Annotated in this window: 16 protein-coding genes and 1 pseudogene; 9 read left to right on the top strand and 8 right to left on the bottom strand. The window is 71.5% G+C overall.

The features are described from left to right. Positions 1–179 precede the first annotated feature (179 nt). Positions 180–980, bottom strand: a complete 801-nt coding sequence (locus ASD33_RS20250) for a hypothetical protein (RefSeq protein WP_056562109.1) — start codon at positions 978–980, stop codon at positions 180–182. Positions 981–1120: 140 nt separating this feature from the next. Here ASD33_RS20250 and ASD33_RS20245 point away from each other — a divergent pair, with 140 nt between their 5' ends. Then, on the top strand, positions 1121–1573 hold the full coding sequence (locus ASD33_RS20245; RefSeq protein WP_056563091.1) for a DUF5959 family protein: 453 nt from the start codon (positions 1121–1123) through the stop codon (positions 1571–1573). Positions 1574–1608: 35 nt separating this feature from the next. Here ASD33_RS20245 and ASD33_RS34355 read toward each other — a convergent pair. Further along, positions 1609–1999: pseudogene (locus tag ASD33_RS34355) on the bottom strand (transposase); the annotation flags it as partial. A 358-nt stretch (positions 2000–2357) separates the two neighbouring features. Between ASD33_RS34355 and ASD33_RS20240 the strand changes: the two are divergent. Together ASD33_RS20240 and ASD33_RS20235 are read left to right on the top strand one after the other, a co-directional pair. Continuing rightward, positions 2358–2588, top strand: coding sequence for a hypothetical protein (locus ASD33_RS20240; RefSeq protein ID WP_056562106.1), 231 nt, complete (start codon positions 2358–2360; stop codon positions 2586–2588). A 125-nt stretch (positions 2589–2713) separates the two neighbouring features. Further along, on the top strand, positions 2714–3301 hold the full coding sequence (locus ASD33_RS20235; RefSeq protein WP_056562103.1) for a GNAT family N-acetyltransferase: 588 nt from the start codon (positions 2714–2716) through the stop codon (positions 3299–3301). A gap of 60 nt (positions 3302–3361) precedes the next feature. On the opposite strand, the gene ASD33_RS20230 is transcribed toward ASD33_RS20235, so the two are convergent. After that, the gene (locus tag ASD33_RS20230; RefSeq protein WP_242427134.1) at positions 3362–3619 is read right to left on the bottom strand and encodes a MarR family winged helix-turn-helix transcriptional regulator; all 258 of its coding nucleotides are present in this window, start codon (positions 3617–3619) and stop codon (positions 3362–3364) included. Positions 3620–3852: 233 nt separating this feature from the next. Between ASD33_RS20230 and ASD33_RS20225 the strand changes: the two genes are divergently transcribed. Together ASD33_RS20225 and ASD33_RS20220 are read left to right on the top strand one after the other, a co-directional pair. Further along, positions 3853–4212 (top strand): hypothetical protein, encoded by a 360-nt coding sequence (locus tag ASD33_RS20225; RefSeq protein WP_056562098.1) that lies wholly within the window; start codon positions 3853–3855, stop codon positions 4210–4212. Between the two features lie 118 nt (positions 4213–4330). Next, the gene (locus ASD33_RS20220) at positions 4331–5359 is read left to right on the top strand and encodes a hypothetical protein (protein WP_056562095.1); all 1029 of its coding nucleotides are present in this window, start codon (positions 4331–4333) and stop codon (positions 5357–5359) included. Between the two features lie 107 nt (positions 5360–5466). Here ASD33_RS20220 and ASD33_RS20215 read toward each other — a convergent pair whose 3' ends face one another. Together ASD33_RS20215 and ASD33_RS20210 are read right to left on the bottom strand one after the other, a co-directional pair. Continuing rightward, positions 5467–6444 (bottom strand): ketopantoate reductase family protein, encoded by a 978-nt coding sequence (locus ASD33_RS20215; protein ID WP_056562092.1) that lies wholly within the window; start codon positions 6442–6444, stop codon positions 5467–5469. Next, on the bottom strand, positions 6441–7013 hold the full coding sequence (locus ASD33_RS20210; protein ID WP_056562089.1) for a helix-turn-helix domain-containing protein: 573 nt from the start codon (positions 7011–7013) through the stop codon (positions 6441–6443). The genes ASD33_RS20215 and ASD33_RS20210 overlap by 4 nt, the downstream gene beginning before the upstream one ends. A 257-nt stretch (positions 7014–7270) precedes the next feature. Here ASD33_RS20210 and ASD33_RS20205 point away from each other — a divergent pair, with 257 nt between their 5' ends. After that, entirely contained in the window at positions 7271–8482 is a 1212-nt protein-coding gene (locus tag ASD33_RS20205; protein ID WP_056562086.1) for an ROK family transcriptional regulator, read from the top strand. Positions 8483–8580: 98 nt separating this feature from the next. Here the strand turns inward: ASD33_RS20205 and ASD33_RS20200 are convergent, their stop codons facing one another. Continuing rightward, positions 8581–9057 carry a hypothetical protein gene (locus tag ASD33_RS20200; protein WP_056562083.1) on the bottom strand — a complete coding sequence of 159 codons (477 nt, stop codon included), beginning with the start codon at positions 9055–9057 and terminating at the stop codon, positions 8581–8583. 117 nt (positions 9058–9174) lie between these two features. Here ASD33_RS20200 and ASD33_RS20195 point away from each other — a divergent pair, with 117 nt between their 5' ends. After that, positions 9175–9942: a hypothetical protein gene (locus ASD33_RS20195; RefSeq protein WP_056562080.1), complete on the top strand. Its 768-nt coding sequence runs from the start codon at positions 9175–9177 to the stop codon at positions 9940–9942. 292 nt (positions 9943–10234) lie between these two features. On the opposite strand, the gene ASD33_RS36945 is transcribed toward ASD33_RS20195, so the two are convergent. Beyond that, positions 10235–11155 (bottom strand): M23 family metallopeptidase, encoded by a 921-nt coding sequence (locus ASD33_RS36945; RefSeq protein ID WP_347232293.1) that lies wholly within the window; start codon positions 11153–11155, stop codon positions 10235–10237. 8 nt (positions 11156–11163) lie between these two features. Next, the gene (locus tag ASD33_RS20185; RefSeq protein ID WP_242427133.1) at positions 11164–12357 is read right to left on the bottom strand and encodes an SPFH domain-containing protein; all 1194 of its coding nucleotides are present in this window, start codon (positions 12355–12357) and stop codon (positions 11164–11166) included. Between the two features lie 176 nt (positions 12358–12533). Here ASD33_RS20185 and ASD33_RS20180 point away from each other — a divergent pair, with 176 nt between their 5' ends. Further along, complete coding sequence (locus ASD33_RS20180; protein WP_056562070.1) at positions 12534–13970, top strand: WGR domain-containing protein; 1437 nt, start codon at positions 12534–12536, stop codon at positions 13968–13970. Then, positions 13967–14446, top strand: a complete 480-nt coding sequence (locus ASD33_RS20175) for a hypothetical protein (protein WP_056562067.1) — start codon at positions 13967–13969, stop codon at positions 14444–14446. The genes ASD33_RS20180 and ASD33_RS20175 overlap by 4 nt, the downstream gene beginning before the upstream one ends. Positions 14447–14496: the final 50 nt, after the last annotated feature.

Below are 14496 nucleotides of genomic sequence, written 5' to 3'. Positions count from 1 at the left end.
CGTCTCGCCGACCTCACGGGGCCATGACCGGCCCGGGGGCCTGCCGCACGGCGGCAATGATGTGTGCTGGTAGTCCCACGGCAGCGCGCCCGCTCCACGCCCGGCTCGCGGTGCGGGATCAACATCACTGCCCGGCCACCGGCCTTCCCCGGCATCGGCCGGGCCGAGGCGGCTCGTGGTCAGTGTGCCCAGGGCAGGCGAACCGCCTCGATCTCAGAGTCGGCCAGCAAGGCGTTGATGAGGGCCGGGGAACCGACGATCTTGGTGGCCCACAGGTCGTAGTCGGTGCACAGGACCCAGGAGCGGTCATCGGCCCAGAGGTTGGACGGGCTGAAGTCGGCTTCGGACTGGTCGTAGAGGAGTTCGGCGGCGCCGAGTCGACCCGCACGCACGTGGAGGTTGTCGAAGTCGGTGGCTCCGAGCATCAGAGGGTTGTAGTAGGCCAGGCAGCGGGTGTTCAGGCCTGCGGGGCTGTACTGGATGAGGAGGCTGATGAGCCGGTTCCAGGTATCACGGTCCAGGCTCCCCTCGGTCGGCGGGATCATGCCCAGCGGCCAGCTGCCCTCCTTCTTCGCTGAGGGAAAGCAACGGTAGGAAGGCATCAGCCCGTCGGGCACGGCCGGGTCGCCGGTCCTCCGGGCGAGTTCGGCCCAGCGCAGCCGTCGCCAGCCGGGGCCTGGGTGCTGGGCGCGGCCCAGTCCTCCTCCTGTGGCGACGCCGACGGCGTCAAGGTCGATGCCCGCGACGATGTGGGGCAGGGTGCTCCCGTCGGCAAGACGTGCCTGGTGGTACTCGTGGTACGACACATCGGCCGATCCTTGATCGTGCTCGTACATGGCGTTGAGCACCCACACCGCGTCAGGCATCGCCGGAGGCATGAACCCGGTCAGGCCGTCACCGCACAGCTCCAGCAGCCAGTCGGTGGCCTCGGACGACGCGAGCGGCCACAGACTGGACATCGGGTCTGGTTCCTCGGACATGCGTCCATGGTCCCAGGCGCGAATCCGCCCTGTAGGAACTCCTGACGGAATGAGGCGGGGACAACCTGCTTGTGCCCGTTGATCTGGTTCGGAGACCCTGAGCTCTGACAGATGTGAGCGGGCAGGGCAGAGGGTGCAGGGTGGAACTGATCAGCCTCTCGGATGGCGACAACAGCTTTCGGGTGCGTGTGCTGGGGCGTAGGTCGCCGGGCGTGCTGCATCTTCACGACCAGCTCGACGCAGAGGTCATGGTGACCAGCAGCTTCGTCGATGGTCGGCTGGCCATGTCCCTGTTCCCTTCGGACCTGGAGGAGTGGTCCCGTGCTCTGGACCTGCTTGATGCCGGTCAGGACATCTGTTGGAGGGATGACGACCGCAGCCCCGAGATCAAGATCCAGCCGCACAACGAGGAGCATGGGACTGTCGCTGTCCGTGTAGAAGATCTGGGCAGTTCGTGCGTCTCCGTGTTCCTTCCCATGAGTCTTGAAGAGGGCTGGATAGACGAGCAGCGGAAGCTACTCAGGAAGGTGCTGCAGGAGTGGCCGAGCGAAGTGCTGGAGTCTTCACCGGGTGCCTATGAGTGGCGGCGCTGAACTGCGGCCAGGCGCCGCCGGCAGATGACTGCGAGACGACGGTACTTGTCGTGGTCGTAGCCGCGGTCACCGAGCACGACGTCGGGGAGGCGCCGGGGGCCGGCCACGCTTGCCCCGAACGGACGGCACTGCCTGAAGCAGTGGGATCAGCTGGGTGACGTCGTTGCGGTTGCCGCCGGTCAGGGTGACGGCGAGCGGGATGCCGGTGGCGTCGGTGATCAGGTGGTGCTTGCTGCCCGTCCTGCCCAGGTCGACAGGACTTCGTCCCGTCTTGGATCCCCCTTCAGCGCCCGGATGCGAGAGCCGTCGACCGCCGCCCGGGAGAAATCCAGAGCGTTTGCGCCGCAGAGCTCGGCGAGGAGAGCCTCGTGCAGTCGCGGCCATACCTCGGCCTCGGCCCACTCGGCGCCAGCAGGTCGTGCCCGAACCGAAGCCGTCCCGGAGCGATCCAACCATCTCGAAGATCATTTCGTTAGGAGTCCTGAGGGGCCGTCACGACGCCGCCCCGAACCCCGCCGCCCAAGCCCGCTTCCAGGTACCTGGCTGGGATGACGAGACGTACCGCAAGAACCGACAAGCCGAGCGCTGACTGACGATCTGCACCCCAGGCCATCGCCCACGACCAGCGTGAGCAACCCGAGATCGGGTCGCACCTGCCCTTTGACCTGCGAGTTCAAGTTGGCGGAGGTTCGCGGCGGCCCACTCTCGCGGCGGCTCGGAGAGCATCCACGGGACATCCCTCAGGGGACCGTCTACCCTGAGGGAAACGAGGGGGGAGTCCCAAATGGTCTCTGTAATGGTCCTGTTCGGGATCTTCGGTGCCTTGGGGGTGCTCATGATCGTCACGCTGCTGCGAAGGAACGGCGCGCGCACGGAATCGGCCGAGGGCCTCCTCCTGGAGCAGCAGGCCGCCCGCCAGGCCCAGCAGGACCGCGTGTCCTTCGGCGCCGCCGCCGTCCACAACTCGATGCCCACGGCGAGTGACACGTACAGCCGGAGGGAGACCCGGCCCTGAAGCCGTGACCGCATGGGTTCGCCGGGTCGGTGGCGGGGCGTCGCGGCCGGTGCGAGGCCACGAGCTCCGCGAGCGGCGGCCGTGGCCACGGCTTCGCGAGGCCGAAGCCGTGGCAGGATGCCGAGATGATCTCCAGCTCAGGCATACCAGCAGTTGTTCCTGCGGGCCGGATGGCCGCGATGGCTCAGCCGATTCTCGGCCTTCCGGGCGGTCTGGAACTGCGTCCCTGGCGTATCGCCGACGCTGACGTCCTGGTGACGGCCGGTCAGGATCCCGGGATTCGCCAGTGGAACCGCCTGTTCGTGGAGACACGGGACGACGCGCGGCGGAGGATCGAGCGCATGCATGAGCGTTGGCGGGCCGAGCTGAGCGCGATCTGGGCCATCGCGCGACCGGGCGGGGAGGCCGTGGGACTGATCGGGTGGGGCGACATCGACCTCGGCGCCGGCAGCGCCGAGGTCGTCTACTGGATCCTTCCCTCGGCTCGCGGCGGTGGCGTGGTGGCCGAGGCCACGCAACGCGTCAGCGGGTGGGCTCTGAACGACCTCGGCCTCCACCGCCTGCGCCTGTGTCACTCGGTGGCCAACCCGGCGTCCTGCCGTGTGGCGGAGAAGGCCGGATACTCCCTCGAAGGAACCATGCGCAGCGCGCTGCTGCACGCGGACGGATGGCACGACGAGCACCTGCACGCCCTCGTCCAGGGCGACATCTGACCCTGGGGCAGACGATCGGGGGTCCGGCGAGGCGGTTCCGCGGACACGGGAGGGATGGCGTTACGGGGTCTCACCCGCGCCGCCGCAGGGTTCCTTCGGGTGAGCGATGCGCGTGAGCAGGTCGATGAGCTGGTCACGCTCCAGGGGCGTGAGCGCCGCAGTCAGTTCGTCGTTGGCCTCATCGCCCAGGCGTTCTGTGCGTCGCAGACGCTCCTTGCCGCTCGCCGAGACGGTGATGGCGTTCTTGCGCCGGTCCGCGGGGTCGGGCGTACGGCTGACCAAGCCGCCGCTCTGGAGGTCATTGACGATCGCGACCATGTCCTCGGACGGTCCCGCGGCGTACTGACCACGAAGATCCACCTTGCCGCAGACACGGCACTCTCACACGGCCCCCTCACCACGGCCGCCATCAGCCCCTGGCTCCGGCAGGGGACCCCTCCCGACAGGACCCCGGACCGCAGACCAGGGCCGACACAACTGCCTCCACGTCGATCGAGCCCGGCTCTGATTCTGGTTTGACCTCCTGATCGGTCGGATGGTCGGGTCACGGCATGGAAACCCGCGCGTCTGGCGATCGGATACCTGCGGAAGCGGTCCGGCTTCTCGAAGCTCTCCTGAGCAGCGACGAGCCCAGCCATCGGGCCCTGCTCGCGCAGATCCCCTTCCTGCACGTCATCGGCCGCTGCAGTTGTTCCTGCGCCAGCCTCGTCTTCGACCTGGACAGGTCACTGGTGGCGGCCGCGCCGGTCAGCGGCACTCCGATGGCCGACGCAACGGTGGTCGACGCCGATGGAGAGCCGGTTGGCGGAGCGTTGGTCTTCGCCCATGACGGCTACCTGTCCAGCCTGGAGGTGTACGCGTGGGGCGATGACCAGATCCGTCGGCTTCCGGCGCCGGACCGACTCCGCTGACTCCCTGAACAGAGGCCCACCGCGACCAGGGAGGGCTTCCGTACGATCCGCCGGGCAGGTCCTTGGGAGCGGTTGAAGGCGTCGGACGGTTGTCAGTGCCCCTTCCTATGCTGACGTCATGAAGATCACCGAGGGGACACTTGCGGAGGGCTGGCGGCGGAAGGCCGCCGGTCATGTCCTGCTCCACGAGGTCGGGCTGCCGCCCGTGGCGTTCTCGCGCGCGGAGCTGGAGCGGTGGGCCGGGGACGGGGAGGAGGACGGTCTGCGGCTGCTGCTGGACGAGGACGGCACCGTGCACGGCCACCACGGACCGCACCTGGAGTCCTTCGCCACCCGCGATCTCGATCTGGTCCTGTACCTGATCGCCGAGGACGCGATGGGCCGGCGCGGCGGCAGCGTCGAAGAGGCGGCCCACGCGCTGGAGCGGATCGATCCGGTGTGGGGCAGAAGGTTCCGCAGTGGTGGCCTGGACGAGGCGGGGACGGTCGAGGCCTGTGGGCGCGACCCCCTGGACGGGCTCGCCTGGATAGCTGGTTCCTGGCGTGGTCAGGAGCCGTACACCACCCTGGCCTTCTTCCGCGCGGCGCCCGGAGAGTCCGTCGACGCCGAGCGGCTGGCCCTGCTGTACGGGGCCGATCCCGCACAGGTCGCGGCCGGCACGCGCCTGAAGGATCTGAAGGCCGTCGACAACGGCAGGGTCCACTGGGACCGCGAGTGGGAGAGCTGCTGTTTCGGCCGGGTGGGCGAGTGGACGTTCCTGCTGCATCACGACAGCCCACCGGGGTCCTTCGCCGACAAGGAGGCGTACGCGGCGCTCGGGATCCGGGAGAGCGTGTGGCTGACCGCCACCTCCGCGAAGGCCATCTACACCCTCGACTACCTGAGGGACGGCCGCCGCGTCGACGACGACTGGGGCATGCTGGAGCTGATCTGGTACGAGCGCGGGCGCGCCCCCTACCGGCGCGGCGGCGAGCTGGACTTCCTCAACAGAGCCGTACGCCGTGCCGAGCTGGACCACCCCGAACTGACCAGCACGTTCGAGCTGTACTTCCACGCCTTGGAGCAGTCCCTCGGCCTCGGTCTGCCGCGCCGCGACTTCGCGGAGGGGGAGGTGCGGGCGGCGTACTGGGCCGGGGGCGAGCGGTGAGCCCGGAGGGGCGGCGCGCCCGGGATCCGGTCCGGGCTGCTGCTGCCTCGGGTGCGCCTTGGAACCCGGCCGGCGACGGCGACGGCCGGCCGGGCTCCATGCGCCCCTCAGGCCTCGCCGGCCGTAGCCACTGCGGTCGCGGTCGCGGTCGCGGTCGACGTCGGGCTCGCCGTCACCCGCCTCTGGTGGACCCGCAGATGCAGGGTCGCCAGGTCGAGCAGCGGGGTCGCCACGCCCAGCGTGCGGGCCCGGGCCGTGAGGTCGCCGAAGAGGTGCTCGACCTCCGTGGGACGGCCGGCCGTCAGATCGCGGTAGAGGGACGGCACCATCGGCGACCCGGACGCGGACACCACGGCGAGCGTGGCCGCCCGCTCGGAATCCGGTACGGGATGTCCGGCCGCCGCCGCCACCGCCGCAGCCTCGTCGAGCAGCGCCGGGCCCAGGGCCGGACCGCCCGGCACGTCGTACACGTCGCCGACCGTGCCGCGCATCAGGCTCGTCACGGCGCCCAGGGTGGTGATGAACACCCACTTGTGCCACATCGCCGTCACGATGTGCCCCGGCACGGGGGACGCGATCCCCGCCGTGTCCAGCGCCGCGCGGACCGCCGCCGCGCGCGCGGACTCCGTACCGTCCTGCTCGCCGAGCGCCAGGTGGGCCAGCGGGGCGAACCGGCGGATGTCACCGTCCTCGTCGAGCGCGGTGACGACCTTGGCCACGCCCCCGAGGACGACCGAGTTACCGAACCGGGCGTTGAGGGCGTCGAGATGGGCGATGCCGTTGAGCAGGGGCACGACCGCCGTGTCCGGACCGACGGCCGGCGCCACGTCCTCGATCGCCCCGTCCAGACCGGTGGACTTCACCGACAGGAGGACGACGTCGTACGGCGCGTCGAGCGCGTCGGCCGTCACCAGGCGGGGTGTCAGGGCCCATTGCTCGTCGCGGGCGACGACCCGGAGCCCGCGCTCGCGCAGCACCGCCGCGCGCCCCGGACGGACCAGGAAGGTCACGTCCTGTCCGGAGCGGGCGAGCAGGGCACCGAAGTAGCCACCGGTGGCACCGGCGCCGACGACCAGGATCCTCATGACTGTGAACCTCTCGTGGAGCGCCCCGCGGGCGCGTGGGTGAGCAGGGGAAGGAGCAGCCGGTGCGGCCGGGCGAGCGCGGCCGTCACCGGGTCGTCGTCCGGGGCCGAGGGGGCGAGCCCGGGGCCGGGGGCGACCAGGACGTCGGCGACGGGCACGGCCGCGCCGCATCCCGTGCACCTGCCGTCCGGCCCGAGCGCCGCCTCGTCGCCGGCGTGCAGGAAGACCCGGCGCGGGCCGCCGCCGTCCGGCGCGTAGAACTCCTCGCCCCAGGCGGTGAGCGCGCGGACGGCCGGCCAGAGGGCGACGCCCTTCGGCGTGAGCACGTAGACCTCGCGGCGGCCGGTACCCGTCTCGGGGCGGCGCTCCAGGACCCCGGCCCCGGTGAGGGTGGAGAGCCGGTCGGTGAGCACGGCCCGGGGCACGTTCAGATGCGCGGCGAACTCGCCGAACCTGCGGACCCCGTAGAAGGCGTCACGCAGGATCAGCAGCGTCCACCGCTCGCCGACGATCTCCATCGAGCGGGCGAGGGCACAGGTCTGACCGCGGTAGTCGCGCGGAAGCGTCATGGAGGGAGGCTAGCGCAGAAGAGTTCGGTGACTGAACTATTTTAACGGGCGGGGCTGTTACCGGGGGGAGCGGCCTGGCGGTCAGCGGGCGACCACCCCGACCAGCCAGGGTTGACCATCCCGACCACCCAGGGTTGACCACCGCGACCACCCAGGGGGTGCCCCCCGACCATCCCGGGGCGACCGCCCCACCGTCTCCAGGCGACAGCCCCGCCGTTTCAGGGTGAGCGAAACGGCCGACTAGGCTCTCGCTCACCATGAACCAGCCCACGGAGCCCAAGGCCGACAAGTCGGGAGTGCGCAGGCACAACCTGAGCCTCGTCCTGCGGACCGTCCACGACGCGGGGGAGACGACGCGCGCGGCCGTCGCCGCCCGTGTCGGCCTCACCCGGCCCGCCGTCTCCTCCCTCGTCGAGCAGCTCCTCGACCTCGGGTTCCTCGTGGAGTCGGGCAAGACGTTCAGCGGGCAGGCCGGACGGCCCGGAACCGTTCTCAAGCCCGCCGACACCGGCCCCGCCGGTCTCGGCGTCGAGATCAACGTCGACTACGTCACCGTGTGCGTCGTCGACCTGACGGGGGCCGACCGCGTCCGCCGCACCGAGCGCCTCGACAACCGTGCGGCCGAAGCCCCCGAGGTCCTCGCCCGCGCCGCCCGCATCGCCGCCGAGGCCCTGGAGGTAGCCGCCGGTCGGGGCCTCGTACCGGCGGGAGCGGGACTCGCCCTCCCCGGCCTGGTCTCCGGCGGAACCGTCCGCCAGGCCCCCAACCTCGGCTGGCACGGGGTCGCCGCCGAGCGCCTCTTCGGTACGGCCCTCACCGCGCTGCGCCCCGCCACCGAAGGCCTCCCTCTGACCTCCGACAACGAGGCCAACATGGCGGCCCTCGCCGAGCTGTGGTTCGGCACGCTCGGCGACCTCCGCACCTTCCTGCACCTCACGGGCGAGATCGGCGTCGGCGGCGCGATCGTCGTCCACGGCGAGCTCCTGCGCGGCGCGCACGGCTTCGCCGGCGAGATCGGACACCTCGTCGTCGACGCCGAGGGACCGCGCTGCCGCTGCGGCTCGCGCGGCTGCCTGGAGCAGTACGCCGGCCAGGCGGCCCTCCTGGGAGCGGCCGGAACCACCGGGGTCCCCGAACTCGCGGAGCGGGCCGAGGCGGAGGACCCGCGCGCGCTCTCCGCCCTCGCGGAGGCGGGCCGCATGCTCGGCCGCGCCCTGTCCGGCGCGGTGAACCTCCTCGACCCCGAGGCGGTCGTCCTCGGCGGCATCTACCCGCGACTGATGCCGTGGCTGGCCCCGGCGCTGACGAAGGAGCTGTCCGCCCGCGTGGTCTCCGGCCTCTGGACCCCGACCACGGCCCGCCTACGCCCCGCCTCCACCACCACGGACGCCTCCCGAGGCGCGGCGGCACTCGTCCTCCACGACGTACTGGCGGACCCGCTGGCGTACGCGCCGGGCACGGGGGCCTGACGGAGACTCAATTTGCTTGTGAATTAACGTGAGTTGGTGCAAGCGCGCGACTCGGCAAGCGGCAGGTGCGTCGTCAAGGGCCAACGTCGTGGGAGGCGTTACCCCATGACTGCGCGGGCCGCGTCCAGGAACGCCAGCCGGTTGTCCTCCAGGTAGTCCCGGACGCTCTCGCCATCCGGCAAGCCCTCCCACACTGTGCGGTTGAGGTCGAGGAAGTACGCGCGTGCTGCGTCGTGCACGGGTAGGGGGAACTGGATACGGATGAGCCGTTCCGCGACCCACAGCCTGTTCATGACGTCTCGGGTCATCAGGAACCAGTCGTGAGTGTCGTCCCACTCCGCAGGTCGGCTGAAGGCGGAGCGTTCGGCCTCGGCACCCACCTCGATGAACCGCTCCAGCAATGTCAACCGTTCCGCTCGCCGGGCCTCGGACAAGGAGATCTGCTGCCGTTGTTGTTCCGCGCGTTCCGCCGAGCGTTGAGTCCTGTGCTGGACGAGGTAGGACAACGAGCCGCCGAGGACAACGCCGCCCAACGATATGAGTGACACCCAGACCTGACCTGACATGGCCGTCATCGTCCCACGCCGTGAATCGTCGCGGGCCGCAGTCCCCAGCACCGCCGGTGGCGTAGGCGATCCCGCTCACGACTCGCCGCCCCGGAGGTCGCTCCCGCAGCGTGCTTGAATCACCGGATGATCGACTGGTCCGCACTTCACGACGCCTACGGCCCGGCACGCGCGATACCCGGGCTGCTGGATCGTGCCGTCGGTCGAGACCAGGAGGCCATCGACCGGCTCTGGGGGCGCTTGTGCCATCAGGGGACGATCACCCCGGCGAGTATCGCCGCACTGCCGCAGCTGGCGGACATCGCGAAGACCGAGGGCGCCGGGGACTGGGCGCTCGATCTGGCCGGAGCCATAGCGGGTGGCCTCCTTCAACCTCACGGCGCCGACGAAGAAGTCGCCCGCTGTGCGGAGACCTTGGCCGAGCTTCGCGCCACGGCCGCCGCCCGGCTGCGGTCTGGCCTGGACGGGAAGATCTACCTGAGCCGGCTGCGGGCCATGCTCGCGTTCGACGGCCAGATCTTGTGGTTCGAGGCCCTGGACGACTTCACCGATTCCTTCATCACTGTCGCTTGTCCGCACTGCGACGCATCGGTGACGATCGCGGTCGGCGCATACGGTTGCTACTCCTCGATCCGGGACTGGAATCTGGGGGATGCCCACCAGGTCCCGCTCCGGCCGGCCGTCCCGCACGAGCTGACCGGCACCGGGAGGATGCTGCACGAGTCGGCCGTACGGGATGGCCGGCAACGGCTCGCCTGGGGCCTCACGCACCTGTTCGGCCAGGCGGAATGCCCAGGATGCGGGAGCGTGTTCGGCATCGCGGACGAGTACGCGGCCGCCCATGCACCCGCCCCGTGGGACTTCGCCCGAGGCCACACCGAGGACGCTCTCTGATGACCACGGGCAGGGCCCGCGAAATCGAACAGTTGGCTCGTGCCCGCTGTCCCGACTTGACGGCTTGGCGCCGTGAGGTGTCTGGACAGTGGCTTTGGCGCTCGCTGTGTCTACGCCTTGCCGGACAGGGGACGGTCTCGCGCAGCATCGTAGAGATGTGCTCGCCATCGACCTCGTACAGCTGTCTGGAGGCCTCCGCGCGCTCGACGGCGTACCGCGCGCGGGGGAAGCACGGCTGCCCGGAGCCGTGCCCGGCCGGCCGGGACCGTGCCCGACCCGCCCCCGCCCTGGCTCACACCGGCACGCCGTGCTCCCGTAGGTAGGTCAGCGGGTTGACGTCCGAGCCGAAGTACGGCGTGGTGCGGACCTCGAAGTGCAGATGCGGGCCCGTCACCCGCCCCGTCGCCCCCGAGCGGGCGATGCGTTGGCCGCCGGAGACGCTCTGGCCGGGGGACACCTCGATGCGGGACAGGTGGGCGTACTGGGTGTAGCGGCCGTCCGGGTGGCGGATCACCACCTCGTAGCCGTACGAGCGGCCGTACCCGGCGGTGACCACCCGGCCGGGGCCGACGGCGCGGACCGTCGTTCCCGTCGGCACCGCGAAGTCCTGGCCCGTGTGGTAGCCCTTCGACCAGGAGCCGGGCTGGCCGTAGTACCCGGTGTAGACGTGCGAGGAGACCGGCGAGGTCCAGCCCCGCGAGGAACCGGTCGATCCGGTCTGGCCGGCCGGTTTCGTGGGCTTCGCCGCGCCGGCGGGCAGGCCGGTGCGCTGCTCGTACTTCCAGGCGTGGCCGGTCCAGTACCAGTGGCCCCCGGACTTGTACCAGTAGACGCGATCCTTGGCGTCCCAGCCCTGCCGCCCCCGGAACACCGGCTCGCCGGACCCGCCGCTCCTGGCCGGTGCGGCGGCGGAGGCACCGGTGCGCCGCTCGTACGTGCTCGCGTGGCTGGTCCAGCGCCACTCGCCCGCCGCGTTCCGGAACCAGTACTTCGAGCCGTCCCAGCCGGCGTGCGCCGGGGCGGGCTCGGCGGCGGCCGTTCCCGCGCCCGCCCCGGCCAGGGCGACCGCCCCGACCGTCGCGACGACCGCGCGGCGCACCCCGTGCAGGGCCGTCCCGCGCGGCGCGCCCGACGACGCGTCACGGGCGGCGCCGGCGCAGCCCGCACAGCGGCAGTCCAGGGGTATCTCCTCGGTGAATACGGGGGTGTCCACGATCCTCTTCACTCCTGATTCGGGTCGGCCGGGCCGCCACTCCGGGTGTAGAAGGCCACGGTCAAGTCCTTGACCAGGGCCTGGCGTTCGAAGTCGTCGAGCTCGACGAGACCTCGTGTGGTCAGCCGCGTGACGGTGTCGTCCACGGCGTCGATCACCCCGGTGAGCACCGAGTCGCGGTGCTTGGCGTCCAGGGCGGCGATCTGCCGCCGTCGCATGGCGGCGGCGACCTCGGGGGCGTATTCGATCCGGGTCGGCTGGGCGGAGAAGACGGCGATGCCGACCGGCCGGCACTCGGCCGCGAGCATGCGGGTGAGCGCGTCACCGACGGCCTCGGCGTTCCGCAGCGTCGGCGCGTCGCCCCGGAACGCGTCGGCGGGCAGCTGCGAGAGGACCCGCGCGGTCGCGGCCTCCACCTGCTCGCGCAGATAGCCGAGATGGTCGTCCACGGAGAACAGCGCGCGGGCGGTGTCCCGTACCGACCACACCACCAGTACCACCACGCGCAGCGCCGAACCTTCCGCGTCCACGACGGAGATGGGCTCGCTGCGCCAGTGCCGCAGCCGCACGTCCATGCGGCGGCGCAGGACGAACGGGCTGATCCAGACGAGACCGGTGCGCCGCACGCTGCCCCGGTAGCGGCCGAACAGCGAAAGGACCCAGGCGGAGCCGGTACGCCCACGGGTGAGGCCGCCGAAGGAGACGACGGCGACGACCGCGCAGCCGGCGAGGGCGGCCCACTGCCACGGCAGCAGTTCGACGTGATGCAGCGGGCGGGCCCGCCAGAGGGCCGAGGCGGCGCCCGCGAGGGCGGTCAGGCCGGTGAGGACGGCGACCCAGCCGGGGAGGGCGGGGCCGGGCCGCTCGACGAGGTCGGGATCGCCGGGTGGCGGTCGCCGGAGGTGGGTCTCCGGGGTGGCGATGCGGGTGGAGGTGAAGGAGGGGGCGGGAGTGGGGGAGGGCCCTGAGCGGGTGGTGGGCCTTCCTGGTGTGGTTGTGACGGTCGTGGGGGTCGTGAGGGTGGGTCCGGGCGCGGTCGCGAGCGCGGATGCCGACACGGTCGCGGTGAGCGACGTGGTGAGGGGTTCGGTCGCGATGTCGGTCGGGGTGACGTTCTCGGACCGGAAGAGGTCGTTCATGGGTATGCCGTCCGCGTGCCGGCGGGTGCGGACGGGCAGGGGCCGCTTCTGTGGCTCGGTCATGAGGCCCTTCCGGCCGTACGGGAGGTGACGGCGCGTCGAATGATCTTCACGCACCATCGTTACAGGGGTGAATGTCCGGATTGCCGCGACAAAGGTCCTGAATGTCCAGGACTTTGGTCCCTTGGCCATGGCTTCACGGAAGGGCGTTGTCAGTGGGGGTCCGTACTGTTCTCACCATGACGACGACGACCTATCTGGAGCTGTCGCAGGACGGCGGCGGTGCCCACAAGTTCTACGAAGTGACCGTCGCGGACCTGACGGTGACGGTCCGGTACGGCCGCATCGGCACGGCCGGGCAGACCCAGTGCTCCGCGTTCCCCACGGCGGCGAAGGCCCAGGCGGCCGCCGCGAAGAAAATAGGGGAGAAGGTCCGCAAGGGGTACGCCCCGGCGGTCCGGGGGCAGCGGGCCGCGCGGTCCGTGACGCGCCGTGAGGTGACCTCCGCGCCCTCCACCGCGCGCGCCGTCGCCCCCGTCCTGTGGCGTTTCCGGACCGGTTCGTCCGCCTTCGGCATCCACATCGACGAGGAGCACTGCTGGGTGGGCAACCAGGCGGGAGACGTGTTCACCCTCGACCGCTCCGGCGAGGTGCGGGCCCGCTTCAGCCTCCCCGACGGCGTCAAGTGCCTGGTGGCCGACGACTTCTGGATCTACGCCGGCTGCGACGACGGCAAGGTCTACGACCTGTCGTCCAAGCTGCCCTTCGCCGCGTACGACATCGCCACCGACGTCGACATCTTCTGGCTCGACATCCACGAGGGCGTCCTGCACGTGGCCGACCGCTCGGGCCGGCTCACCGTCATCGACCACGAGGACGAGCACCAGTGGGCGCGTAGCGGCCAGGGCGAGCACGCCTGGATGGTCCGCGCCGACGGCGACGCCGTCTACTACGGGGACACGCGGGGCGTCGCGGCCCACGCGCCGGACGGCGGCGGCGAGCTGTGGCACACGGCCACCGAGGGCGGCGTCCTCTTCGGCTGGCAGGAGGACACCGCGGTCTACGCGGGCACGGCCCGCAAGAAGGTCCAGAGGATCGCGAAGAAGGACGGGCGGGTCGAGGCGGTGTACGCCTGCGACAGCCCGGTGTACTCCTGCGCCACCTCGCCCGGCGGTCGGTTCGTCTTCGCGGCCGACGGGGCCTCCTCCGTCTACTGCTTCGCGGAGGACGGCACCCGGCTCTGGAAGCTCGGTACGGGCGGTGGTTCGGCGCTCTCCATGCAGTACCGCGACGAGCGCCTCTATCTGGTGACCACGGACGGCTCGCTGGTCTGCGTGGACGCCGGCGAGGCGGCGATCGAGGCCGCCCAGGAGGGCACCGTCCCGGTCGCCAAGGACATCAAGCTCGCCGCCGCCCTGCCGGTGTACGAACCGGCGACGACCGCCACGGCCGTCAGCGCGGTCAGTGACGTGCCCAGCGGATCGGTCGTCGTGGAGTGCGTCACCGAGTCGGGCAGGACCCGGGTGCGGGTCCTCTCCGAGGGTTACGACTCCGCGTGGAACGTGCAGTTCCCCAGGGCGATCCGGGAGCCCGGCGCGCGATACGTGGTCGACGCGCTGCACGCCGCCGCGGGCGGCTTCTACCGCGTCCGCGGCGACATCCGGCGACTGCTGTGACCGGACCCGCCGAGGGCGCGGGCACCTTCGAGGCCGCCACCGGCGACGGGCCGCCGGTGCTCCCGGCGGACGTCGAGCAGCGGTCGAGGGAGCTGCGGACGGCCCTCGAAGGGCTGCTCCAGATCAGACGGCTGACCGGGTCACGGGAGGGCGATCCGAAGACCGCGCCCGCCGACTGGGAGCGCCGGCAACCGGTCCGTGCGGTGGCGCTCGCCCTGGAGTCCGGCGGGCTCACGCCCTCGGCCGTGGACGCCTCCGGGGCGCGGGCCGCCACGGGGTACCGGGTCAGGGCGGGGGACCGGCCGGGGACCGCCGTGGTGGAGTGGCTCGGGCCGCCGGGCTCGGGCGCCGCCCAGGAGGAGACGGCGGCGCTGGGCGAGGGCGTACGCGCCCTGGCACGGCTCGGCTGGGACGCCCTGCTCTACCGGGGCCCGCGCGGACGACGGTTCCTGGAGGTGGAGCCGACGGGGGGCTGAGTGCGCGCCGACAGGTATCTGCCGACGGGGCTCCCGCGTCCGGTGGCTGG

Source organism: Streptomyces sp. Root1304, assembly GCF_001426405.1.
In the GTDB taxonomy this organism is placed as follows: Bacteria; Actinomycetota; Actinomycetes; order Streptomycetales; family Streptomycetaceae; genus Streptomyces.
Note: the sequence above shows the minus strand (reverse complement) of the source record. Positions and strands in the feature narration are given on the sequence as shown.

Excerpts from the sequence above, each read along its gene's own strand:
- ASD33_RS20250 (WP_056562109.1), bottom strand. The coding sequence starts at position 980 with ATGTCCGAGGAACCAGACCCGATGTCCAGTCTGTGGCCGCTCGCGTCG.
- ASD33_RS20240 (WP_056562106.1), top strand. The coding sequence starts at position 2,358 with ATGGTCTCTGTAATGGTCCTGTTCGGGATCTTCGGTGCCTTGGGGGTG.
- ASD33_RS20235 (WP_056562103.1), top strand. The coding sequence starts at position 2,714 with ATGATCTCCAGCTCAGGCATACCAGCAGTTGTTCCTGCGGGCCGGATG.
- ASD33_RS20230 (WP_242427134.1), bottom strand. The coding sequence starts at position 3,619 with ATGGTCGCGATCGTCAATGACCTCCAGAGCGGCGGCTTGGTCAGCCGT.
- ASD33_RS20225 (WP_056562098.1), top strand. The coding sequence starts at position 3,853 with ATGGAAACCCGCGCGTCTGGCGATCGGATACCTGCGGAAGCGGTCCGG.
- ASD33_RS20220 (WP_056562095.1), top strand. The coding sequence starts at position 4,331 with ATGAAGATCACCGAGGGGACACTTGCGGAGGGCTGGCGGCGGAAGGCC.
- ASD33_RS20215 (WP_056562092.1), bottom strand. The coding sequence starts at position 6,444 with ATGAGGATCCTGGTCGTCGGCGCCGGTGCCACCGGTGGCTACTTCGGT.
- ASD33_RS20210 (WP_056562089.1), bottom strand. The coding sequence starts at position 7,013 with ATGACGCTTCCGCGCGACTACCGCGGTCAGACCTGTGCCCTCGCCCGC.
- ASD33_RS20205 (WP_056562086.1), top strand. The coding sequence starts at position 7,271 with ATGAACCAGCCCACGGAGCCCAAGGCCGACAAGTCGGGAGTGCGCAGG.
- ASD33_RS20200 (WP_056562083.1), bottom strand. The coding sequence starts at position 9,057 with ATGACGGCCATGTCAGGTCAGGTCTGGGTGTCACTCATATCGTTGGGC.
- ASD33_RS20195 (WP_056562080.1), top strand. The coding sequence starts at position 9,175 with ATGATCGACTGGTCCGCACTTCACGACGCCTACGGCCCGGCACGCGCG.
- ASD33_RS20185 (WP_242427133.1), bottom strand. The coding sequence starts at position 12,357 with ATGACCGAGCCACAGAAGCGGCCCCTGCCCGTCCGCACCCGCCGGCAC.
- ASD33_RS20180 (WP_056562070.1), top strand. The coding sequence starts at position 12,534 with ATGACGACGACGACCTATCTGGAGCTGTCGCAGGACGGCGGCGGTGCC.